This is a genomic window from Pseudochrobactrum lubricantis, from assembly GCF_041929865.1.
GTDB classification, from domain to species: domain Bacteria; phylum Pseudomonadota; class Alphaproteobacteria; order Rhizobiales; family Rhizobiaceae; genus Pseudochrobactrum; species Pseudochrobactrum saccharolyticum.
In genome coordinates, this window is record NZ_JBHEEE010000001.1 from 493547 (window position 1) to 516456 (window position 22910).

The 22910-nt window shown below is 52.4% G+C and carries 15 protein-coding genes; 7 read left to right on the plus strand and 8 right to left on the minus strand.

The features are described from left to right. The first annotated feature begins 69 nt into the window (after positions 1 to 69). On the plus strand, positions 70 to 1791 hold the full coding sequence (locus JNC80_RS02140; protein WP_376709374.1) for a right-handed parallel beta-helix repeat-containing protein: 1722 nt from the start codon (positions 70 to 72) through the stop codon (positions 1789 to 1791). Positions 1792 to 1815: 24 nt separating this feature from the next. On the opposite strand, the gene JNC80_RS02145 is transcribed toward JNC80_RS02140, so the two are convergent. Further along, entirely contained in the window at positions 1816 to 2535 is a 720-nt protein-coding gene (locus JNC80_RS02145) for an MgtC/SapB family protein (RefSeq protein WP_376709375.1), read from the minus strand. A gap of 218 nt (positions 2536 to 2753) precedes the next feature. Between JNC80_RS02145 and JNC80_RS02150 the strand changes: the two genes are divergently transcribed. Beyond that, positions 2754 to 3707 (plus strand): ring-cleaving dioxygenase, encoded by a 954-nt coding sequence (locus JNC80_RS02150; RefSeq protein ID WP_376709626.1) that lies wholly within the window; start codon positions 2754 to 2756, stop codon positions 3705 to 3707. Positions 3708 to 3759: 52 nt separating this feature from the next. Here the strand turns inward: JNC80_RS02150 and JNC80_RS02155 are convergent, their stop codons facing one another. After that, the gene (locus JNC80_RS02155; protein WP_376709376.1) at positions 3760 to 5196 is read right to left on the minus strand and encodes an aldehyde dehydrogenase family protein; all 1437 of its coding nucleotides are present in this window, start codon (positions 5194 to 5196) and stop codon (positions 3760 to 3762) included. Between the two features lie 272 nt (positions 5197 to 5468). On the opposite strand from JNC80_RS02155, the gene cueR reads away from it, so the two are divergent. Continuing rightward, complete coding sequence (gene cueR, locus JNC80_RS02160) at positions 5469 to 5924, plus strand: Cu(I)-responsive transcriptional regulator (RefSeq protein WP_376709377.1); 456 nt, start codon at positions 5469 to 5471, stop codon at positions 5922 to 5924. Between the two features lie 29 nt (positions 5925 to 5953). On the opposite strand, the gene JNC80_RS02165 is transcribed toward cueR, so the two are convergent. After that, positions 5954 to 7981 (minus strand): sensor histidine kinase, encoded by a 2028-nt coding sequence (locus JNC80_RS02165; protein ID WP_376709378.1) that lies wholly within the window; start codon positions 7979 to 7981, stop codon positions 5954 to 5956. A gap of 161 nt (positions 7982 to 8142) precedes the next feature. Next, positions 8143 to 10236, minus strand: coding sequence for an LTA synthase family protein (locus JNC80_RS02170; RefSeq protein WP_376709379.1), 2094 nt, complete (start codon positions 10234 to 10236; stop codon positions 8143 to 8145). A 489-nt stretch (positions 10237 to 10725) separates the two neighbouring features. Between JNC80_RS02170 and JNC80_RS02175 the strand changes: the two genes are divergently transcribed. The 4 genes from JNC80_RS02175 (at position 10726) to JNC80_RS02190 (ending at position 18371) form a co-directional block, all read left to right on the plus strand. Then, a complete protein-coding gene (locus JNC80_RS02175) occupies positions 10726 to 12825 on the plus strand; it encodes a putative bifunctional diguanylate cyclase/phosphodiesterase (RefSeq protein ID WP_225686049.1) in 2100 nt (699 codons plus the stop codon). Positions 12826 to 13010: 185 nt separating this feature from the next. Further along, positions 13011 to 13238: a heavy-metal-associated domain-containing protein gene (locus JNC80_RS02180; protein WP_075654115.1), complete on the plus strand. Its 228-nt coding sequence runs from the start codon at positions 13011 to 13013 to the stop codon at positions 13236 to 13238. A gap of 17 nt (positions 13239 to 13255) precedes the next feature. After that, on the plus strand, positions 13256 to 15766 hold the full coding sequence (locus tag JNC80_RS02185) for a heavy metal translocating P-type ATPase (RefSeq protein WP_376709380.1): 2511 nt from the start codon (positions 13256 to 13258) through the stop codon (positions 15764 to 15766). Positions 15767 to 16010: 244 nt separating this feature from the next. Next, entirely contained in the window at positions 16011 to 18371 is a 2361-nt protein-coding gene (locus JNC80_RS02190) for a glucose/quinate/shikimate family membrane-bound PQQ-dependent dehydrogenase (RefSeq protein WP_376709381.1), read from the plus strand. A 64-nt stretch (positions 18372 to 18435) separates the two neighbouring features. Here the strand turns inward: JNC80_RS02190 and JNC80_RS02195 are convergent, their stop codons facing one another. The 4 genes from JNC80_RS02195 to JNC80_RS02210 all read right to left on the minus strand — a co-directional run bounded on the left by JNC80_RS02195 (position 18436) and on the right by JNC80_RS02210 (position 22871). Further along, positions 18436 to 18801 (minus strand): DUF779 domain-containing protein, encoded by a 366-nt coding sequence (locus tag JNC80_RS02195; RefSeq protein WP_022710747.1) that lies wholly within the window; start codon positions 18799 to 18801, stop codon positions 18436 to 18438. A gap of 20 nt (positions 18802 to 18821) precedes the next feature. Continuing rightward, positions 18822 to 19856, minus strand: coding sequence for a zinc-dependent alcohol dehydrogenase (locus JNC80_RS02200; RefSeq protein ID WP_028233590.1), 1035 nt, complete (start codon positions 19854 to 19856; stop codon positions 18822 to 18824). 263 nt (positions 19857 to 20119) lie between these two features. Beyond that, positions 20120 to 21637 (minus strand): aldehyde dehydrogenase, encoded by a 1518-nt coding sequence (gene adh, locus JNC80_RS02205; protein ID WP_022710745.1) that lies wholly within the window; start codon positions 21635 to 21637, stop codon positions 20120 to 20122. Between the two features lie 232 nt (positions 21638 to 21869). Then, positions 21870 to 22871, minus strand: coding sequence for a helix-turn-helix domain-containing protein (locus tag JNC80_RS02210; protein WP_221719222.1), 1002 nt, complete (start codon positions 22869 to 22871; stop codon positions 21870 to 21872). Positions 22872 to 22910 lie beyond the last annotated feature (39 nt).

Below are 22910 nucleotides of genomic sequence, written 5' to 3' on the forward strand. Positions count from 1 at the left end.
TTTTCAGCGACAATCATCCTGCAAAATACACCGGCAGCCACTGCCGGCACTTCACCGGACTGCAGGCCGATGCAAGCACTGCAAAAACAGCAGTTTCAGGCAGCAAACACGCCGGCATCTGAGAATAACACCATCTGGATGGTTGACGGAGTAAAAGGCGGCGCACCCGCAATCGGAACCATAACAAATTCCGGCCTGTATACCGCTCCCGCCAATATGGACGAATCTGTCAATGTCACCATTTCCGCCGTCTCCATGGCAGATGAAACGGAAATTGCTAATTTCCGAATCTGTAATGCTGCCTATAGCCGTACCCGAACAATTTATTATGTCTCGACCACAGGCGCAGACAGCAATTCAGGCAGCTATTCTGCCCCATGGCGCAGCATTCAGCATGCTGTCGATCAGGCACAGGCCGGTGATACAATCACGGTCCGCGGCGGTATCTATAATGAGACAGTGACATTCAACAAATCAGGTTCTGCGGAGAGTGGTTTTATCACACTCACCCGATATGCCGGTGAAAAGCCAATTATCGACGGCAGCGGGTTGATCACAGAGCCCTATGGCATGCGCGGCCTCATCAGCCTCAACAGCGCCAGCTATATACGCATCAAAGGGTTTGAAATCCGCAACTACAAATCCGGCACGGAATTCATTGCCATTGGCGTTCTTGCTCAGGGCACCGGAAAATATATTGAGATCAGAGACAATGTTATTCACGGCATTGAGGCGAATAATCTGCCTGCAAACGGCAATGCAAATGCTTTGGGCATAGCCGTCTACGGACAGCAGCCAGTACCGATACAGAATGTCATCGTGGACGGTAATGAGCTGTATAATCTGAAAACCGGAACCAGTGAATCCCTGACCATTGGCGGCAATGTCGACGGCTGGCAGGTCACCAATAATCTGGTACACGACAATAATTTTATAGGCATTGATGCGACCGGCTATTACGGCAACAACCGTGCGGACTATAACCGTGCCAGAAACGGCTGGATTGCACAGAACAAAGTTACCAATCTGTCGATAGAAGGCAATCAGGCTTTGACCTTTGTAGCTTCTGCGATTGGTATCTATGTTGATGGCGGGCAGAATATTACCGTTGAACGCAATGTCACCGATGCGAATGACGGCGGAATATGGTTGCTCAGCGAAAATCCGGGCAAACTGACTGACTATGTGACGGTACGCAATAATCTTATCCGCTTTAACCGGAATGCCGGAATTCTTGCTGGCGGCTATGATGCAACCCAATCGGGCGGTGCCGCTCACATCTCGATCACTAACAATACTCTGTATCAGAATAATAACCGTGACATTGCCGGCATCAATTCCGGTGAGTTTCAGCTCGGTCACAATGTCAGCAATATAAATTTCAGCAATAATATTCTCTTTGCCGGAACAAAGGGTTATGCGATCACCAGTTTTATTCCTTCAGTGCCGGACACCGTGAAGCTTGCCAGTAATTTATATTACACAACATCCGGCAGCAGCTTTACACGCTGGTTCTGGAACAATAAAAATTACTACAATGACAGCACATCTCCCAATAATTTCAACACATTCACAGCTGTCAGCGGTGATACAGGCAGCATTATAGGTAATCCTGCCTTCATCAATGCCAGTGCTTCAGATTTTCGCCTCGCTGCAGGTTCTCCGGGCAGAAACAATGGCCAATTTACTGCGACAACAGGATTTCCTGCCACAGGCATCAGGGATTTTGCGATGAACCCGCGCATCACCGGCACATTGATCGACAGAGGTGCCTATGAGCATGTTGAATAAAACAACGCAAAAAACATAGTTCGGCTAATAGTCCTTATCCCCGTCATCGGCAGCAACATAGCGCCAGCGTACCGATGTCACCAATGGCTCAAGACTCAGCCGCCCGATAATCTGCTCCAGCAGCGGATCCTGATTAGTATCGGCACGAAACAACGCATTGACCTCAACGCGATTGCTGTCTTCAATATTGGTGCTTTCCAGATCCTGAATATGTAAAACAGTACCGAGATCACGCAGCAACAATCCCCGCACATGCGCTTCAGCATCGCCCATACAGACAATACTGACAGCATAGCGGGTGCCGAACTCACCACCGCTGGCGGGTTGCCGGTCAATCAGACGCACCAGCGGCCGCAGCAATAAATTGACGCTGATGATAAATAAGGCAGCAATCGCTGCATGGAGATAAAAACCCGCGCCGCACATAACACCGACTGCCGCCGAGCACCATAAAGTCGCGGCGGTATTCAGCCCGCGAACATTAAAACCTTCCTTGAAAATGATGCCTGCGCCCAGAAAGCCGATACCGGAAACGATCTGTGCCGCCACACGCGTCGGGCTGGTATCACCGTCAACCAGCGAGGCAAAAAGCACGAAAGTAGCGGCGCCAAGTGCCACAAGCGTATTGGTGCGCAGCCCTGCAAGCCGCTGACGCCATTGCCGCTCAAAACCAATCATACCGCCGAGTATAAACGCGGCCGTGAGACTGGCGAATGTATGCAGAAGGCTTTCAACAGAACTCATAATCTCTCCCGTTTTTCCTTCTGATAACAGCGGCGTATCTCAGCTATATGAAGGGAATATTCCGCATAGCTGCGTGTCAACAGCATCGGCAGCAGAACCCGCCCCGCCCGCAAGACGCAGTGTCCTGACTTTGTCCCTGTTTCCGGCAAGGCAGCGCCCTATATGGAAGATCAACAAGCCGGATCATTCCAATCTGCAAACCGGTATAGGAGGATATGATGTCACCCAACCTGACAGGTATTCATCACCTGACTGCGATCACCGCACAGGCGAAAGAAAACAAGAAATTCTACACTGATCTTCTCGGGATGCGACTGGTCAAGAAAACCGTCAATCAGGATGATACCAGTGCCTATCACCTGTTTTACGCCGATGGTCAGGCCTCCCCCGGCTCTGATCTCACTTTCTTCGACTGGCCGACTGCGCCGGAAAAACGCGGCACCCATTCCATCAGCCGCACTGGATTGCGTGTTTCGGGTCAGGACTCGCTGGAATATTGGCGTAAGCGACTGAGTGATGCGCATGTTCAGGCTGGTGATATTCAGCTCATCGACGGACGTGCCTCTCTGGATTTTGAGGATTTCGAAGGTCAGCGTTTCCGTTTGCTGGATGACGGTAAAACCGGTGAATCGCATCCTTGGGAGAAAAGCCCTGTTGCCGCAGATCATCAGATCCGCGGCCTCGGCCCGATCACGATCAGTGTGCCGGATCTGAAATATACAGAGCCTTTTCTCATCAAGCTGATGAATATGCGCAAAATCCGCGACTATGCCTCACCGGATGGTCAGGGGCATGTCCATGTTTATGAAATGGGTGAAGGCGGGCCAGCGGCTGAACTGCATGTAGCCGTGCAGCCTGATCTGCCTGCCGAGCAACAAGGTGCAGGTGCTGCCCATCACGTCGCGTTCCGCACACCGGATGAAGCCGGTATGCAGGAGTGGCTGCGTGTACTGAATGACCACAAGATCCGCTCTTCCGGCGAGATCGACCGGTTTTATTTCCGCTCGCTCTATTTCCGCGAAGGCAATGGTGTGTTGTTTGAAATCGCGACAGACGGGCCGGGCTTTGCAAGCGATGAGCCAATGGAAAGTCTGGGAGAGAGCCTCTCTCTGCCACCGTTCCTTGAAGGTCGCCGCGCTGCGATTGAACGCAATCTTAAAGCTTTGGACTAAACAAAAAAGCGGAGAGGTTTCCCTCTCCGCTTTTTATTTCTCGCCCGTTACATCAGCCTGCCAGCGTATAGGCAGTTTTGACGGTGGTATAGAATTCCGCCGCGTAGCGTCCCTGCTCACGCGAACCGTAACTGGAGCCTTTGCGACCACCGAAAGGCACGTGGAAATCCACGCCTGCGGTTGGCAGATTGACCATCACCATGCCTGCATCGGAATTGCGTTTGAAATGCGTGGCATATTTCAGGCTGGTTGTTGCAATACCGGAAGACAGGCCGAAAGCCGTATCATTGGCCGTTGCAAGCGCTTCTTCATAGGATTTAACGCGGATGACGCTGGCCACAGGGCCGAAGATTTCCTCGCGGGAAATACGCATCTGGTTTGTCGCCTCTGTGAACAAGGCCGGACGCAGATAGAAACCCGGTGTGCTGCGTTCCAGCTGCTCACCGCCAAAGGCCAGCTTGGCACCTTCTTGCGCACCCAGTGCAATATAATCCAAGTCTTGCTTCAGCTGACTGTCGTCTACCACAGGACCGATATGCGTGCCGGATTTCAACGCATCATCAATCACCAGCGTCTTCATGCGGGCAACCAGTGCATCCACGAAGCGGTCATGAATACCGTCCTGCACAATCAGGCGGGAAGACGCGGTGCAACGCTGACCGGTCGAGAAGAAAGACGAATTGAGCGCCGCTTCAACGGCCACATCGAGATCTGCATCATCCAGAATAACAAACGGATTTTTACCACCCATTTCCAGCTGGAATTTGCGGTTATGGACGATCGAAGCCGCAGCAACACGCTGGCCGGTGCCTGTGGAGCCGGTGAATGTCAGTGCATGAACATCAGCGCTGTCGAGAATGGCCTGACCGACAACCGAGCCTTTGCCCATCACCAGATTGAGAACGCCTTTTGGCAGGCCCGCACGGTGCAGAATGTCGACGATTGCATGGGCGCAGCCCGGTACCAGATCAGCCGGTTTGAACACCACGGTGTTCCCGTAGCAAAGGGCCGGTGCAATCTTCCATGCCGGAATAGCAATCGGGAAGTTCCACGGGGTAATAATACCGACCACACCAACCGGTTCGCGGGTGATTTCCACACCGATATTCGGGCGCACGGATGGCAGAACCTCACCGGCAAGGCGCAGCGTTTCATTGGCAAAAAAGTCGAAAATCTGTGCGGCACGCATAGTTTCGCCAATGGCTTCCGGCAGGGTTTTACCCTCTTCGCGTGCCAGCAAGCGACCGAGTTCTTCTTTGCGCGCCAAAATTTCATCCGAGGTTTTGCGCAGGATTGCATGGCGCTCCATGATACCGGAACGTGACCAGGCCGGAAATGCAGCTTTGGCCGCGGCAATCGCATTCAGCGCATCGGCCTGAGAAGCGCGGGCATATTCACCCACCACATCATTGGTATCAGACGGGCTGATATTCGGGATCGCCTCGCCGCCAACCCATTCGCCGTCAATCAAATTCTTATGCAATGTCATATTCTGCAAACTCCCCTTTGCGAATAGCCGGTCACTCGTTCCGCCAGCACCATGCCATATATGATGCATCAAACTAATATCATTTAAAGCATTGTGACTATGGTTCAGGCCTCATAAAGCGATGCTCATTCGGAATGATCCTGATATATCAGTATCTACAAGAAAAATGGACGGCTGTCATCACCTAATATTTTTTATCTCCGCACAGCATCTTTGATAAAGCCCTGCGCACCCTATATAAATGACGAGACAAGAAACGGAGCGGAGCAGTCATGATTATCGGCGAAGCAGAAAAAGCATCCGGCATTTCAGCCAAGATGATCCGCTATTATGAATCCATCGGCCTGATTGATGCGGCTGAGCGCACGGCCTCCGGCTATCGCGTCTATTCCGACCGTGATGTGCAAAATCTGCGCTTTATCCGTCAGTGCCGCGATCTCGGCCTGTCGCTGGAACGGATTAAATTATTGCTCAATCTCTGGCGTAACGATCAGCGCGCATCTTCCGAAGTGAAGCAGATTGCGCTGGCGCATGTGGCTGAACTGGAAACCAAGATCGCTGATATGCGTTCTATGGCCGATACATTGCAGAAGCTGGCAGACCGCTGCCATGGCGATAATGATCCGGATTGCGCAATCATCAATGCTTTGTCGCTGCAAAATCAGATGACGCTCAATAAGAAAACCGGCAACTCAAAAAGCAGCGCCAGGAAACAGCACCCGCATTGATCTTTTCCTGACCATTCTGCGCTTTTGTTTTATGTACTCTCTTCTGAAGGCATATCAGGCAATGGCAGTTCAATAACAAAAACAAGGCCATTTTTATCCCATATTTCCTTAAACGAGCCGCGCATCTGCACATCAATACTGAGCTGTTTGAGACGGGAACCAAAACCACGCTGTGACGGTTCCTGTATAATTTGCGGCCCGCCGGTCTCCCGCCACTCAATCCGCATAAAATCCTCATATGCGGATAGTTCGATGCGGACATGTCCCTGCGGCACTGACAGCGCTCCGTGTTTGACAGAATTCGTCATCAGCTCGTGAAACACCAGACTCATCGGCGTGACATGGGCAACGGGACATGAAAGTGCATCGCCTTCTATGGAAATGCGCTCCAAATCGGAAAAGACATAAGGCTGCGTAAGGCGGGTCAGCAATTCATTCAGTGAGATCGTGCTATGCTGCCCCGTAACAGCGGGTGTTTTCTGATAGGTCAGCTCAAATGCACCGGCCAGCGCTGTCATGCGCTCCCGCATTTGGCCGACATAATCCTGTACATCCGTTTTGCCCCGTGCGGACAAGCTCATCAGGCTGATAATCACCGCGAACATATTTTTCAGCCGGTGGTTCAGCTCCTGCGCCACTACTTCCCGCTGCTCCAGCGCCAGCTGTTCAGCGGTCACATTCACAATCAGCCCGAGAACCGAAGGTTTTCCGATATCCGTATAGATACGCCTGCCGATACCCGTGACCCAGACCGGATGCGGTTGTTCTGTATCACGGATGCGGAAAGTCTCGCGGACAATATCGCCTGATGTCAGCGCGTTGCTCAAAGCAGTTTCGACGCGCAGCTTATCTTCTTCATGGACGAGAGGCATAAAATCCGTAACAAAATTGATTTTACGCCTGTCCTTAAATGCCAGCATGTGGCTGGCACGGCCATCAAGGCTGACTTCGGCATCTTCAGGATTATACTCCCAGACCCCGATATTACCGGCATCCAGCGCCATTTGCAGGCGCAATTGCGCTTCCAGAAGTTTCAGCTCTTTCGCACGGTTGCGTTTATCGGCCTGTATCAATGCCTCACTGACAACATCCAGCTCGCGAATGCCCGAGCCCAGCGGCTTAATCGCCTGCACATCTCCCACAGCCATAGCCTGTGCGGCCAATTTTCTGACCGGCTTCGAAATCCGGCGTCCAAAGAAGCCCGCCAGCAAGGCACTCAGCAATAATGTGCCCAGTAACAGGATGATAAAATAGGCAAAAGCCACCCAAACCGGCCAGTTCAGCTCTGAGCGGTTAACACCGATCGCAATGCGCCAGTCGCTCAGCGGCGAACGGATATAATAACCGGCCACCTGATTGCCATCGAGAATCTGTCCGCGCCAACGCCCCTGCTTATCCGTGGCTTCCGCACGCAATTTATCCGGTATCAGCTGTCCCGTATAATCATTGCTGTTATTATTACGCGCCAGAACCTGATCATTCTGATCCACCACAACCGCAATCCAGTTTTTGGATATACCGCTCAAATTTAAAAGATCAGTAATGCGCTGTGCTTCCATGCTCAGCGCCAGAAAATAATTGATTTTCCCGTCAACAAAAACCGGACGAACCACCGTAAAACAGTAGGGCGTATTTTCATGAGCACGCCGCACACCCGTGACATAGGGTTTGCCTGCCGCTTTGGCAGCCGCAAGATCTGTTTTTGTCAGCAGCGGCAGATCACCGACCCGTGCAGGATCCGAGGCAACCAGCAGCTTCGCCTCAGGATCATAGACCGTAATATTGATGTTTAATTCCTGCGCCATATCATGCAGGGTCGTTTGGAGAATATCAAAACGGCCATTCTTCAGAATATTGGAATAGCTGATTATTTCAGCGGCGCGCTGAAGGCCATAGACCTCACGGTCGATTGTAACGGCGAGGGATTGGGTAACATCAAAAGCCTGATTTTCAATATGGCTTCTTTCCTGCAAAACCAGAAGCCATAGAAAAAAACCGACCAATATAATCAGAGGAAGCAACAGAGCGAGCGCAAATAGCGTGAGATGTCGCTTCAAATCTGCCTCTCCCTGATCGGTTCAGTGCAGATGCCGGTCATTTTACGGGAAAACCCGTTCTGATGACGGTCAAACAAAGAACGATAGTCGCAATCTTTGACCAAACATAAAAAAATTATTTCATCATAGCAAGTCAGTAAAAAAGCTGACGATTGGTCAGGTTAATATTGCGATGTAACCTGTTTTTTATTGTCCTGACCGGTCGTGGCATAAATCCCGGCACTGATAAACGGAAACATCTTTTCTTTGGAATAGCTGTTTCCGAACATCATATCATATTGAACCTGACGGTAATCCTGCAAAATCTGCGGCATTACCGGTTGCTGCATCCATCCGGCATGGGGCGTGTAATCTTTATCCAGCAGCAAATGGCCATCAATCACGCTATATTCCTGATGCACTTTGCCCAGAAAACCGGTGTAGTAAGGATGCTGGAGACCGGCCATTTCCAGAACATAAAGCGGCAGGAAAGACGGGCTGATTGTGCCGACACCGCGCAAACTGTCTGTACGGCTTGACCACAATACCAGCGGCGTTTCATGCTGCGCCAGCATATGATCGGCCGTATCCACGCGGCTGGCCGTACGGTTCTTCATATAACCGCTCTCAACATAGACATCGCCGAGCGGCGGCAGATGATCGCCGAAGAAAACAATAATCGTTTCCCGCTCGCGCTTCTTCGCCCAAGCCATCAGCCGTCCGAGATTGATATCCGCATCCTGCGCTCCCTGTGCAAAAGACCGCACAGACCCTTTGGATGCCTCACTTACAGCGCTGTCAGCATTGGTAACAACTTTGATCTGACTATCCGGATAGCGGCTTGGCGCATAAGGACCATGCCCCTGCAGAGATACACCGAACAGGAAGAGCGGCTTTTCCGCCTCTTCAGCCGAGCGGATAATCTCGCTGGTGAATTCTTCATCGGAAGCCAGATGGCCTTTTTTCATCAGCTCCGGCAGATTTTCTTCGGACAGGAATTTATCAAAGCCGAAATTTTCATAGACAGAGCCACGGTTCCAGAACCACTGGCGATAGGGATGCAGCGCACGGGTTTCATAACCCTGCTCGCTGAAGAATGAGGCCAGCGAAGGCACAGGTCTGCGCACATATTGCTGATAGGGAATGCTGCCATAAGGCAAAAAGGCATTCGAAAAACCGGTCAGCGCTTCAAATTCAACATTCGCCGTCATGCCGCCGAATTCCGGCGAAAACACATGGCCAGACTGGTTCGCACGCACATTTTTGATCGGATCTTCATCAAAGGCCACACCCGGAAGACGGGATGGATCCCAGAAAGATTCGCTCATAATCACAATAACATCCGGCTTTTCGTCATTGCGTGCGGCAACCGGAACAATGGTATTGCCGTGGGCAGAAGATGAGCCGCCCAGCAGACCGCTGTCATCATCCGCAGGGAATAAATATTCCGCAATGCTTGCAATCCGCTCCTGCGAATAGCCGTTCGGTGCAGAGACATTGGCCATGGGAATATTGAAAATAAACGCCACAACCAAACCGTTATGGGCGTAATTTTCCTTCTGATCCCACATCATCGGCACAATGCCCATGCGGTCGCGGATATAAGAGAAGCTGGAATAATCGGAAATACTGCCGAACCAGATCAGAGCCGGCATGGCCACAGCAAGACGTGCCGCACGCGCAGTCCAGCTCAGACGCGGCACAGAGCGACGGAAAAAACGCCAGCAAAAATACAAAGCCGCAAGAGCCGCCATCGAAGCGAGCACGATCAGCACCGCATCCAGCGACCTGTCACGCACCAGCAATGGCATCAGATCAACAACCTGACGGGTATAAAGCAGATCGCTCGGATAGAGCGGATCGCCGAGATACATGCCCTTTTGCCGGCTGAACCATGCAAGACCGAGCAAAACCGGCGCAACAATTAAAATACCCTGCCACAAGCGCCCCAGCAGGCTGTCCAGCAAAAACAGGGTGAGGAAAACAAGACCAAATGTTGTCCAGAGCGGGCGGTGTGTCAGCGTAAAATACTGCTTCCATGATGCAGCGGAACCGCGCATCAGCCACTCGGTCAGCATCACGACAGACAGGGTGAGGAACAGCGTTCCGGCTGTGGCAATCAATGCGCGCCAGAACCAGTGCCTGCGGGCAAAATATGCACAGAACCGGCCATCGCACCGCGCCGCCTTCCGCTTATCCCCGTGATTCAGCGCGCTGTCAGAATAAGGGACAGTATGCGGTGCATGATGAGGGACCGGCGTTGCAAGATTGCTCAATGGGCAGCTTCCAAAATAACAGGAACTTTCCGGTTCCTGCAGCGTTACACGATGCGTCTGCCTGTTTGTCTCTGCCGGTAATTTACCGGTCATTGCTGATAAAAAAGCAGTCACAAAGACTTCACAAAAACTTCACACAGGCGTTAGCTTTTAGGTAAACAGGCAGTCCGAAGCAAGAGATGACAAAGAGCAAAGACGACAAATTCCACCGCCGGATATGCTCCGGCACTGTTCTGCATTCAAAAAAACAAATTTGTAAAAAAACGTCACAAATAATGAAACATCGCCAGAACAATAATTCTCTATATTTTTCAAAGAGATGTAATTTTATTCACTATTTTTCCTCAGAAATATCTGGAAAAAAATTATCGCAGGCTTGTAATGTAGTTTTAAGATTTGTGATGTGTCGTGTAGGCTTATCATGCGGTGTAAACAGCCGCACGGCACTGCCGGGCATGATGTTTGCCAACTAAAAGACACGGAGCCTTTATGACAACTGCCCCGCTGAACAGTCAGATCGACTCCCCGCTGTATTTTCAGCCTGCTTTATCAGAGAATGATTTTCGTTTGCTCTTCACACAGCACCCTATTCCGATGTGGCTGTATGATCCGATTTCGCTCAAATTTTTATTGCTGAATGACGCTGCTTTTGAATTTTACGGCTATACGCCGGAGCAGATGAGCCGGATGACTGTGCTGGATATCCGCCCTGAATCCGAGCACGAACGCATGATCGCTGCCATCCACGCAGAAACTGACTTCGGAAAGCCGCAAATCTGGAAACATCTGAAAGCCAATGGCGAGACGATTGAAGTCATCACCTATGGACGGCGTACAAATTTCAACGATCAGCCTGCTATTCTCGCGATCATTCAGGATCAGACAGAAATCCGCAAAGCGCGCAATGAAATCAGCCAGACCCGTTCATTGCTCGACAGCCTGATTAAAAACCTGCCGATCGGGGTTTTCATTAAAGATATGCAGGATAGCGGGCGCTATGTTCTGTTTAATGAAACAGCCAGCGCCATTACCGGCAAAGAATCTGCGCATGTCATCGGCAAAGCCGATCATCAGGTTTTCAATGAAGAAGATGCCCGCAATTTTATCACGCAGGATCAATATGTGATGGAGAGTGACAGTGTTTTTACTGTCGAAAATGAAATTCCGTTGCGCAGCCACAGCCGCCATGTACGGGTGATGAAACGCACAATTCCGTCGCAAAACGGAGAGAAACCGCGTTATCTGATCGGGTTGATGGAAGATATCACGGAAGAACAGGCTCTGCAGGCGCATCTGACCTATACGGCCATGCATGACTCGCTGACAAATCTGCCGAACCGGGTCTATTTTTCGCGCCATACGACGGATTTATTTTCCAAAAAGGAAGCAATCCAGAGCCATGCCCTGCTGTTTCTTGATGTCGATCACTTCAAACATATCAATGACAGTATCGGCCATGCGGCAGGCGATGCCCTGCTCTGTCAGGTTGCGCGCCGTCTCAGCGCCTTTCTGAAACCGCAGGATTTTATTGCCCGTCTTGGCGGTGATGAATTTGCGATCATCCATCCTTTTGACCCGGAAAACCCTGACCACCGGCAGGAAATCGGCCATTTTGCCGAAGAAATCACCAATCTGTTCAGCAAACCGTTTCATCTGGACGGCAGTCCTGAATATGTCGGCTGTACCATCGGTGTTGTCATTGCCCCCGAAGATGGTGAGGATATTGATACGCTGTTGCGCAATGCCGATCTGGCGCTTTATGCTGCCAAGGCAGACCGGCGCGGTGTCTACCGTTTTTATGAAAGATCCATGCGCGAGGCAGTCGAAAAACGCCACCGCACGGCTTTGGAATTGCATACCGCTCTGCAAAACAACGAATTTGTGCTGTTTTATCAGCCGATTTTCTCGCTGACGACAGATCTGATTACCGGTTGTGAAGCTTTGTTGCGCTGGCAGCATCCGACACGCGGACTGGTCGCACCGGATGATTTCATTCCGATTGCCGAAGATACCGGTATCATTTCTGCAATCGGTGCCTGGGTTCTGCGGCAGGCCTGTCAGGATGCCATTTCATGGCCGGAGAAAATCAAAGTTTCTGTCAATCTGTCGCCGGTACAGTTTAACAGCCGCAACATGCTGGACATGGTAAAATCCGCGCTTGAAGAAAGCGGCTTGCAGGCCAACCGTCTGGAACTGGAAATCACCGAAACAGTACTCCTGTCCAATACCGAGCATAATACCGAATTGTTATTCGAATTGCGCAATCTGGGCGTGAGCATTGCCATGGATGATTTTGGCACCGGCTATTCGTCCCTCAATTATTTGCGCACTTTCCCTTTTGACAAAATCAAGATTGATCGCAGTTTTGTGTCCAATATTGATAATGACAAACGCAATCTGGCGATTATTCAGGCTGTGGTTTCTCTGGGCAGCGCGTTCAATATTGTAACGACGGCAGAAGGCGTGGAAACACAGGAACAGCTCACGCGCCTGAAGGACGAACAATTCGGTGAGGTACAGGGATTTTTTACCGGAAAACCGATGTCACAGCGCGATGTTTGTGACTTCATCGCGGGATACGACGGATAAAGATACATAAAATCAAATAGTTAAACTAAATACATTTCTTTCGGAAAAACTCTTGACCTTCCCATCATGGGAAGCCCTATCTTCTTGTCAACATCAACAAAAGCGCTGACATGCGCCTGAAACTGACAAGAAAGGCAGGGCTTCCGCAGGCGGGACTTTCCGCATAATCAGCCCTGAAGATCATCATGACACAATCCGTTTCCTCCACTGTTCTGCTCTCTGTTGACGGTATGGGCTGCGGTTCCTGCGTGGCAAAAATTGAGAAAACCGCCAAAGCCGTTGAAGGTGTCAGCACCGTCAGCGTTGATCTGGCGAAAAAACAAGCCAGCATCGGTTTTTCGGCTCCGGCAAATGCCGCGACAATTGCCAAAGCCATTGATGCGGCAGGTTACGAAACAAAAATCCTCGGCTAAAGGCAGGAGTTTCTGTCATGACCAAACATAGTCACCCTGAGCAGGCACGCTCGGGTCAGCCTGTTGTTACGCTTGATATTGACGGCATGACCTGCGCCTCCTGCGTCGGCCGTGTGGAAAAAGCCTTGCTCGCTTTACCGGGCGTCAACAGTGCGACAGTCAATCTGGCGACACAACAAGCAACCGTGCGCTTTGCAGATAAGCCGGATGCAGGCCTTGCTGCCGAAGCTATCAAGAAAGCCGGTTACACCGCGCATATTCCGCAACCACCGGCACAGGTGGTGCTGGAAGTAGATGGCATGACCTGTGCATCCTGTGTCGGACGCGTGGAAAAGACCCTGCAATCCTCAACAGGGGTTGCTGCGGCCTCCGTTAATCTGGTGACCAAACGCGCCAGCATCACGCTCAGTGATCCGTCAGTCACGCCGCAAATGCTGGCAGATATTGTTACCAAAAGCGGTTATCCGGCACAGCCTGTGACAGCGGCCGCTCCTGCAAGCGGTGCGGAACGCCGTGCAGAGAAAAATGATGCCGAGATTAAAACCCTCAAGCGCGATGTACTGATCGCCGGTGCTTTGGCGCTGCCGGTTTTCATCACGGAAATGGGTTCGCATCTGTTCCCGCCGCTGCATCATTTTATTGCCGGCTCAATCGGTACGCAGAACAGCTGGTATCTCCAGTTCATTCTCACAACGCTCGTATTGTTTGGTCCGGGTTTGCGTTTCTTCCGTATCGGTATTCCGGCGCTGTTGCGCGGCGGTCCGGACATGAACTCGCTCGTAGCTGTCGGCACATTGGCAGCATGGGGCTTCTCGGTTGTTGCAACCTTCATGCCCTCTGTCCTGCCAGCGCAAACCGTCAATGTCTATTATGAGGCAGCAGCGGTTATCGTTACGCTGATCCTGATCGGCCGCTGGATGGAAGCCCGCGCTAAAGGCCGCACATCCCATGCCATTGCCCATCTGCTCGGGCTTCAGGCCAAAACCGCGCGTGTGGTGCGTGACGGCGTGGCACAGGATGTTCCGCTGGAGGATGTGCGTGCAGGCGATCTCGTTCTGGTGCGTCCGGGTGAGAAAGTGCCGGTCGATGGTGAGATCACCGAGGGTACGTCTTATATTGATGAATCCATGATTACCGGTGAGCCAATTCCCGCCACGAAAAATGTCGGTGACACGGTTGTCGGTGGTACGGTCAACAAGACCGGCGCTTTCACCTATCGCGCCACCAAGGTTGGTGCGGATATGGTGATCTCGCAGATCATCCGTATGGTGGAAGATGCACAGGCCGATAAGCTGCCGATCCAGAACCTGATCGACAAGGTCACGACATGGTTTGTGCCTGCGGTTATGCTCGCAGCCTTTGTCACTTTCCTGATCTGGTTTATCTTCGGCCCTGAACCGGCCTTCACCTTTGCGCTGGCTAATGCCATTGCCGTGCTGATTATCGCCTGTCCTTGTGCCATGGGTCTGGCAACGCCGACCTCGATCATGGTCGGCACCGGTCGCGGTGCGGAAATGGGTGTGCTGTTCCGCCGTGGTGATGCTCTGCAAAGCCTGCGCGATGCCGATATTATCGCTTTCGACAAAACCGGCACGCTGACCATCGGCAAACCTGTGCTGTCGCAGTTCCATACATTCGGCAATCAGAGTGCTGATGAGATGCTGGCATTGGCAGCCGCGTTGGAATCCCGCTCAGAACATCCGATTGCGACTGCTGTGGTGCAAGCTGCGGAAGACAAGGGGCTGAAACAGCCGGAAGTCAAAGAGTTTGAAGCTGTACCGGGCTTCGGCGTCAGTGGCATGGTTGACAGTCAGCCCGTCCATGTCGGTGCAGAACGTTTCATGAAAAAGCTCGGCATTGATGTCAGCACCGGTGCAGAGGCCGCAGCAGCAATGACTGCCAAAGCGCAATCCGTTCTCTATATGGCACGGGATGGTGCACTGGTCGCCGCCTTCTCCGTGGCGGATGAGCTGAAACCGACAACCAAAGTCACAATTGATGCCCTGCATAAGCTTGGCCTGAAAGTGGCGATGATTACCGGAGACAGCAAAGTCGTGGCAAATGCCATTGCCAAAGAACTCGGTATTGATGAGGTGTCAGCGGAAGTTCTGCCGGATGGTAAAGTGGAAGCACTGAAGCGTCTCGCAGGTTCTGACCGTAAAATCATCTTTGTCGGCGACGGTATCAATGATGCACCGGCATTGGCTGCGGCTGACGTGGGTGTGGCTGTGGGCACCGGCACGGATATCGCTATTGAAAGCGCCGATGTGGTGCTGATGAGCGGCGATCTGACTGCTGTTGTGGATGCGATTGCCCTGTCCAAAGCGACCATCCGCAATATTCGTCAGAACCTGTTCTGGGCATTTTCCTACAATACCGCGCTTATTCCGGTTGCAGCAGGTCTGCTCTATCCGTTTTACGGCATCCTGCTCTCGCCGGTACTGGCTGCTGCAGCCATGGCACTGTCGAGCATCTTCGTGCTGACCAATGCGCTGCGCCTGCGCAGTTTCACCAGCACACGTTTATAAAAGCACCATCCTCCCAAGGCTAATGCTCTGAAGATAAACGCCGCTCTCAACAGGGCGGCGTTTTCATTGATTAGAGAATTGATTTACTTATTGTTTTACAGAATTGCCTGCGCTTTTTCCTGTCAGAATTAACTGTATCTGCGCCGATTCATTTGTTCTATTTTCAAATAAATGTTTCGAAGCACTTCCCGCTGTGCTTTACTGATCTATATTCTTCCCCATTCAATAAATAAGGGGTAGCATTGTGTTAGTTTCATTAACAGCCATCCTCTTTGCGTTCATAGGCATAGCGCTTGGTTATGGTGGCATAAAACTCGCCCTGCTGGGCGGCAGCCTTTATTACATTATTACAGCGGCCGGTTTTTTACTGACCGCCATACTGCTTTTCACCCGCCGTGCTGCGGCACTCTGGGTCTATGCCCTGATCATTCTCGGCACACTCGGCTGGGCATTTTATGAAGTCGGTTTCGACTGGTGGCCGCTCGGCTCACGCGGCGGCATTATTGTGCTGCTGGGTCTGTGGCTGTTGTTGCCACCGATCCGCAAAGCGCTCAGCCCTGCCAGCAGAGAAGTGGCACCAACGATAGAACAGGCACGTGCAGGCAGCGCCAGTCCTCTGCCGCTGCTGGGGGCAATCGCGGCCGCATTGATTGTTGCCGGTATCTCAATCACCAAAGATCCGCATAATCTCGACGGTTCTCTACCCACGGAAGCGGTCGCGGCAACACCGGATATGGGCAATACGGTACCGGATGGCGAATGGCATCAATATGGCCGCACGCAATATGGTCAGCGTTATTCACCGCTTACCCAGATCACACCGGAAAATGTGGCTAGCCTGCAGCTTGCATGGCAATACCAAACCGGCGATGTGCGCCAGCCGCAGGATGTGACGGAAACCACTTATCAGGTGACACCGCTCAAGATTGAAGACACGCTTTATCTCTGCACGCCGCATAATATTGCCATTGCGCTGGATGCGGATACGGGCAAGGAAAAGTGGCGCTATAACCCTGAGGTCAGCGCCAATACCCAGCGCCAGCACCAGACTTGCCGTGGTGTAACCTATTGGAAAGACCAGAGCGTTGCCGCAGATCAGGCCTGTTATGAGCGGGTTTATCTGCCGACATCGGATGCGCATCTGATTGCACTGGATGCCAAGACCGGCCAGATTTGTGAGAGTTTTGCTGATAAAGGCGTACTCGATCTGACCCGCGGCATGAAATATAATCCGTCCGGCTATTATTACTCCACCTCCCCGCCAACTGCGATGGACGGAAAAATCATCGTCGGCGGCGCGGTGAATGATAATTTCTCGACGCAGGAACAGTCGGGCGTTATCCGCGCCTTTGATATTCTCACCGGCCAGCTGTTGTGGAACTGGGATTCCGGTAATCCTGATGTCACCACACCGATTGCGGACGGTGAGCATTACACCACCAATTCCCCGAATAGCTGGTCGGTATTCAGCGCTGATGAAAAGCTCGGCCTGATCTATATACCTCTCGGTAATCAGGTGCCGGATCAGCTCGGCATGGGGCGCAGTGAGGCGGTAGAGAAATATTCTTCCTCCATCACAGCTCTGGATGTAAAAACCGGTCAGGTTCGCTGGGTACGCCAGACGGTGCATCATGATCTCTGGGATATGGACGTGCCTGCTCAGCCCGTGCTGCTCGACATTACCAATAAGAGCGGACAAGTTGTGCCCGCACTGGTAGGTCCAACCAAGCAGGGCGATATTTATGTGCTCGACCGGCGTACCGGTGAAGCGATTATTCCGGTTACCGAAGTTGCAGCCCCGACAGGAGCAATACCGGAAGATTTCTCCGCACCGACACAGCCGCTTTCCGGTCTCAGCTTCAATCCTCCGCCGCTGACGGAAGCCAATATGTGGGGGGCAACGATGTTCGATCAGCTTGCCTGCCGCATCCAGTTCCGCTCGCTGCGCTATGAGGGTCGTTACACCCCGCCTTCCCTGCAGGGTACAATTGTCTATCCCGGCAATTTCGGCGTCTTTAACTGGGGCAGTGTAGCGGTAGATCCGAAACGTCAGGTGATGTTCGGTATGCCGACTTATCTGGCCTTCACCTCTCGCCTTGTGCCTGCGGATCAGATTCCGCCGAAAGGTGAGGATGAAAAAGCCAGCGAGCAGGGGCTGAACCGTAATGACGGCGCGCCTTACGGCGTATTTATGGGGCCGCTCCTGTCACCGCTTGGCATTCCGTGCCAGTCGCCGCCATGGGGCTATGTGGCCGGTGTTGACCTGCGCACAGGCAAGATCGCCTATAAACATAAAAACGGCACGGTAGAAGATATGGCACCGGTGCCAATTCCGCTGAAACTTGGCGTGCCGGGTATCGGCGGGCCGATGATTACCGCAGGCGGGGTTGCCTTCCTCGGTGCAGCGGTTGACGATTATCTGCGCGCCTATGATCTCACAACCGGTAAGCAACTCTGGCAGACACGTCTGCCTGCGGGTGGTCAGTCCACACCGATGAGCTATACCGGCAAAGACGGCAAACAATATGTGCTGATCGTGGCCGGTGGCCATGGTTCAGTCGGCACCAAAGCCGGTGATTATGTGATGTCTTACAAGCTGCCATAAGCCACACAGACATATAAAAAAGGGCGGAATTTCCGCCCTTTTTTACGTCACGCCTTGGGAGCAATTAAATCGTACAAATGGTCGATCGGGTCAGAAAACGCACTTCACGGCCATTATCGAGCGAGAACATACCGCCCCGCCCCGGCACCACATCAATAATCAGATCCGTATGTTTCCATGCTTCATATTGCGATCGGCTGATATAAAACGGCGCACCGCCAATCTCGCCCAATTGCACATCCTGATCGCCGATCAGAAAATCACCCTGCGCATAGCACATCGGCGATGAACCATCACAGCAACCGCCGGACTGGTGAAACATCACAGGGCCATATTCTGCCTGCAATTCGGCAATCAGTTTGAGGGCGTCAGGCGTCGCAGTCACTTTGTTCAGCGGTGCTGTATTCGTGTTCATTTCTGCTTCAGTCATGACACCCTCCACTTTGTGATCTATTTGGTCATATCCATCACGATACGGCCTTCGATTTCACCTTTGCGCATCTTGTCGAAAATCGCGTTGATATTCTCCAGCCTGTCAGTGCTGATCGTCGCCTTCACTTTACCATCTGCAGCGAAATCAAGCGACTCCTGTAAATCCAGCCTTGTGCCGACAATGGAACCGCGCAGTGTCACGCCATTCAGCACCATGTTGAAAATCGACACCGGAAACTCACCGGCAGGCAGACCGTTGAAAGCAATCGTGCCGCCACGCGACATCATCCCCAGCGCCTGCTGAAACGCTTTTGGCGAGACCGCTGTCACCAGTGCGCCCTGCGCACCGCCATCGGTCAGTTTTTTCACTTCGGCTGCCGGATCATTACTGGTTTTGGCATTGACGGTTGCAACTGCACCCAGTCGTCGCGCCAGATCGAGTTTGGCATCATCAATATCGACAGCCACAACATTGAGCCCCATGGCTTTGGCATATTGCACAGCCATATGGCCAAGCCCGCCGATACCGGAAATCACCATCCAGTCACCGGGTTTGGTATCCGTGACTTTCAGCCCTTTATAAACGGTCACACCAGCGCAGAGTACCGGCGCGATTTCGTTAAACTCGATATTCTTCGGCAAATGACCAACGAAATTCGGATCAGCCACCACATAATCGGCAAAACCGCCATTCACAGAATAGCCGGTATTTTCCTGCGATTCACACAAGGTCTCCCAACCGCCGAGACAATGATTGCAATAGCCGCAAGCCGTATAAAGCCACGGAATACCAACGCGGTCACCTTCCTTGACATGTTTGACACCGGCACCAACGCCGGAGACATAGCCCACACCTTCATGCCCCGGAATAAATGGCGGATTTGGTTTCACCGGCCAATCGCCTTCAGCCGCATGAAGATCGGTGTGACAGACACCGGATGCCTGAATAGCAACCTGAATTTGCCCCGGCCCCGGCACAGGTATCGGCACTTCATCAATTGTCAGGGGTTTTCCGAATTCACGTACAACAGCGGCTTTCATAGTTTTTGCCATAACAATCTCCTTTGGCAGAAAGAGAGGCACTCCTTCTGCTCCATTCATGACACCAACATTACGGAAAGTCGGCGAGCCGGATTGACCGGATCACCGTGGCTGAAGCATTTCACAATCAGGCCGGATCAGCCTGACAGCCGTGGAATGCAACCACATTCAGAGCGTTTGCAACGCATCCTACTCACTGCGTTCGCTCTCATTTTTTGTTTTTGCATATCTCCCCCGAAGTCATGACCGGCTTCGGGGGAGATCATTTCGTCAGATCAAAAGAAGCCCAGTTTTTTAGGGCTGTAGCTCACCAGCATATTTTTGGTCTGCTGGTAATGATCGAGCATTTTCAGGTGATTTTCGCGCCCTATTCCGGATTGTTTGTAACCACCAAAAGCCGCGTGTGCCGGATAAGCATGGTAGCAGTTTGTCCAGACGCGCCCTGCCTGAATACCACGGCCAAAGCGGTAAGCACGGTTGCCGTTACGCGTCCACACACCGGAACCAAGGCCATAAAGCGTGTCATTGGCAATCGACAGCGCTTCCTCATCCGTTTTAAAAGTCGTGACAGAAACCACAGGACCGAAGATTTCTTCCTGAAAAATCCGCATCTTATTGTGGCCTTTGAAGACCGTCGGCTTCACATAGAAACCACCGGCCAGATCACCGCCCAGCTGGTTGCGTTCGCCACCGGTCAGCACTTCCGCACCTTCCTGACGACCGATATCCATATAGCTGAGGATTTTTTCCAGCTGTTCCTGCGAGGCCTGCGCGCCGATCATGGTTGCCGGATTGAGCGGGTCACCCTGCACAATTGCCTCAACGCGCTTCAGGGCTTTTTCCATGAATTTGTCGTAAATTTTTTCATGGATCAGCGCACGGCTCGGGCAGGTACAGACCTCACCCTGATTGAGCGCAAACATCACAAAGCCTTCAATGGCCTTGTCGAGATAGTCATCATCTTCCGCAGTCACATCTTCAAAGAAGATGTTGGGTGATTTACCACCCAGCTCCAGCGTGACCGGAATGAGATTCTGACTGGCATATTGCATAATCAGACGGCCGGTGGTGGTTTCACCGGTAAAGGCGATTTTGGCAATGCGCGGGCTGGAAGCCAGCGGCTTACCGGCTTCGAGGCCGAAACCGTTGACAATATTCAGCACACCGGCAGGCAACAGATCGCCGATCAGTTCCGCCAGCACCAGAATAGAAGCCGGTGTCTGCTCAGCCGGTTTCAGCACCACACAGTTACCCGCAGCCAGTGCCGGTGCGAGTTTCCACACCGCCATCAGGATCGGGAAGTTCCACGGAATAATCTGCCCGACCACGCCCAAAGGTTCATGGAAGTGATAGGCGACTGTATCGTGATCGATTTCAGAAATACCGCCTTCCTGCGCACGGATAGCACCGGCAAAATAGCGGAAATGGTCAATCGCCAGCGGCATATCGGCATTGGTGGTTTCGCGGATCGGCTTGCCGTTGTCCCAGGTTTCGGCTTCGGCCAGCAGTGCCAGATTATCCTGCATCCGGTCAGCGATTTTATTGAGGATCAGCGCACGTTCTGCGGCACTGGTGCGCCCCCATGCTTCTTTCGCGGCGTGGGCGGCATCAAGCGCCAGTTCCACATCTGCCGCATCGGAACGGGCAATCTCGCAGAGAACCTGCCCGTTGACCGGTGAAATATTCTCAAAATAACGTCCGGATTTCGGTTCGACCCATTTGCCGCCGATGAAATTGCCATAGCGTTTGGCAAATTTAGGATGAACTGTCCGGCTTACTTCAACCTTGTTCATTGTCTCTCTCCCTGTTTTTCGCTCATTATCAGCACGCTATCTCTCCTCAGATAGACATGCCTGAACTCACAAATAATGTTGCGGGAAATACGCGGCTTGTCATGAGGCCAGCGGAGCACTCATCACAAACTCTTGCCCGCAATGTCGCAAGAATGAGACAGTTTGAGAGATGGCTTTAAATTCGTGCATCCCGTCCAAAAAACATTTCACATTTTCCGGAATGCCGCGCGGCTCAGCCGTTTCGTCTGATCTGCAAACGGTTGAGCTTACGATGCAGGGTTGCACGGCTCATGCCAAGAATTTTGGCTGCCGAGGAAATTTTACCCTCAGCCCGTGCAAGGGCGCGGATAATGACACCGCGTTCAGCTTCGGCCATATCCATATCCTGCTCAGCCAGCGTTCCGAAGAAATCGGCCGCAGGAACCGGATCTTTCAACCCGTCTTCGCCCAACCCCAGTGCCAGACGTGCGGAACGGCTGGCACCAATCACCATATCATCACGATCAATTGCCAGCAGTGCGCCGCTATTATGCTCAGTGACAGGTGCCAGAACAATGCGGGCTTTCTGGAAATGATAGCGGAAATAATCTGTCTCAATCTTGCGTGCCGCGTCATTCACCGCAGCAAAAATCAACCCTGCATAGGCCTCAGTCAGGTCAGACCGGCAGGAGGATACATCAAGCACAGCAACAAGTTGCCCTGTATGATCGTGGATCGGGGCAACAGAGCAGGAAAGCCCAGCATTTCTTGCATGAAAATGCTGGTCACGGTGAATTGTCACTGCGCGTTGCTCGACAATACAGGTGCCAATGCCGTTGGTACCCTCACAGGCTTCACTCCAGACGGCACCCGTCCACAGTCCCCATTTATGAAATATCTTATCGTCCGCAACAGCCCCGCGCCGCTCCACCGGCACACCAGTACCGTCAGCCAGCAATACACAACAACCGATACCGCCAACCGACAGAAACAGACGATCCAGCACCGGTTGTGCCAGATGGGTCAGCGGCTCGACATATTCCTGCACTTCGCGCAATTTTTGAGCGGTGATAGTTTGGGGTTTGCCGGGATCCTGCGGTTTCAACCCGTGCAGACGAGCAGACCGCTGCCATGAGGCAACGAGAGCCGAGCGTGCTGCACCGCTGCCACGAATGGCAGAGTGAACCCGCTCCGCATGAGCGCTGAAGACTGACTGACCTGCCGCGGCGGATATTTCGCCTGACTGAATGCTCATTGCTGGCTCTCCTCCAGAGCTTCACTCAGTGTCTGCACA

Bases quoted from the DNA above. Each gene is read 5' to 3' on its own strand.
- JNC80_RS02195 (WP_022710747.1), bottom strand. From the start codon at position 18,801: ATGACTGAAGCAGAAATGAACACGAATACAGCACCGCTGAACAAAGTG.
- JNC80_RS02150 (WP_376709626.1), top strand. From the start codon at position 2,754: ATGTCACCCAACCTGACAGGTATTCATCACCTGACTGCGATCACCGCA.
- JNC80_RS02155 (WP_376709376.1), bottom strand. From the start codon at position 5,196: ATGACATTGCATAAGAATTTGATTGACGGCGAATGGGTTGGCGGCGAG.
- cueR (WP_376709377.1), top strand. From the start codon at position 5,469: ATGATTATCGGCGAAGCAGAAAAAGCATCCGGCATTTCAGCCAAGATG.
- adh (WP_022710745.1), bottom strand. From the start codon at position 21,637: ATGAACAAGGTTGAAGTAAGCCGGACAGTTCATCCTAAATTTGCCAAA.
- JNC80_RS02210 (WP_221719222.1), bottom strand. From the start codon at position 22,871: ATGAGCATTCAGTCAGGCGAAATATCCGCCGCGGCAGGTCAGTCAGTC.
- JNC80_RS02145 (WP_376709375.1), bottom strand. From the start codon at position 2,535: ATGAGTTCTGTTGAAAGCCTTCTGCATACATTCGCCAGTCTCACGGCC.
- JNC80_RS02180 (WP_075654115.1), top strand. From the start codon at position 13,011: ATGACACAATCCGTTTCCTCCACTGTTCTGCTCTCTGTTGACGGTATG.
- JNC80_RS02175 (WP_225686049.1), top strand. From the start codon at position 10,726: ATGACAACTGCCCCGCTGAACAGTCAGATCGACTCCCCGCTGTATTTT.
- JNC80_RS02200 (WP_028233590.1), bottom strand. From the start codon at position 19,856: ATGGCAAAAACTATGAAAGCCGCTGTTGTACGTGAATTCGGAAAACCC.
- JNC80_RS02185 (WP_376709380.1), top strand. From the start codon at position 13,256: ATGACCAAACATAGTCACCCTGAGCAGGCACGCTCGGGTCAGCCTGTT.
- JNC80_RS02140 (WP_376709374.1), top strand. From the start codon at position 70: ATGCAAGCACTGCAAAAACAGCAGTTTCAGGCAGCAAACACGCCGGCA.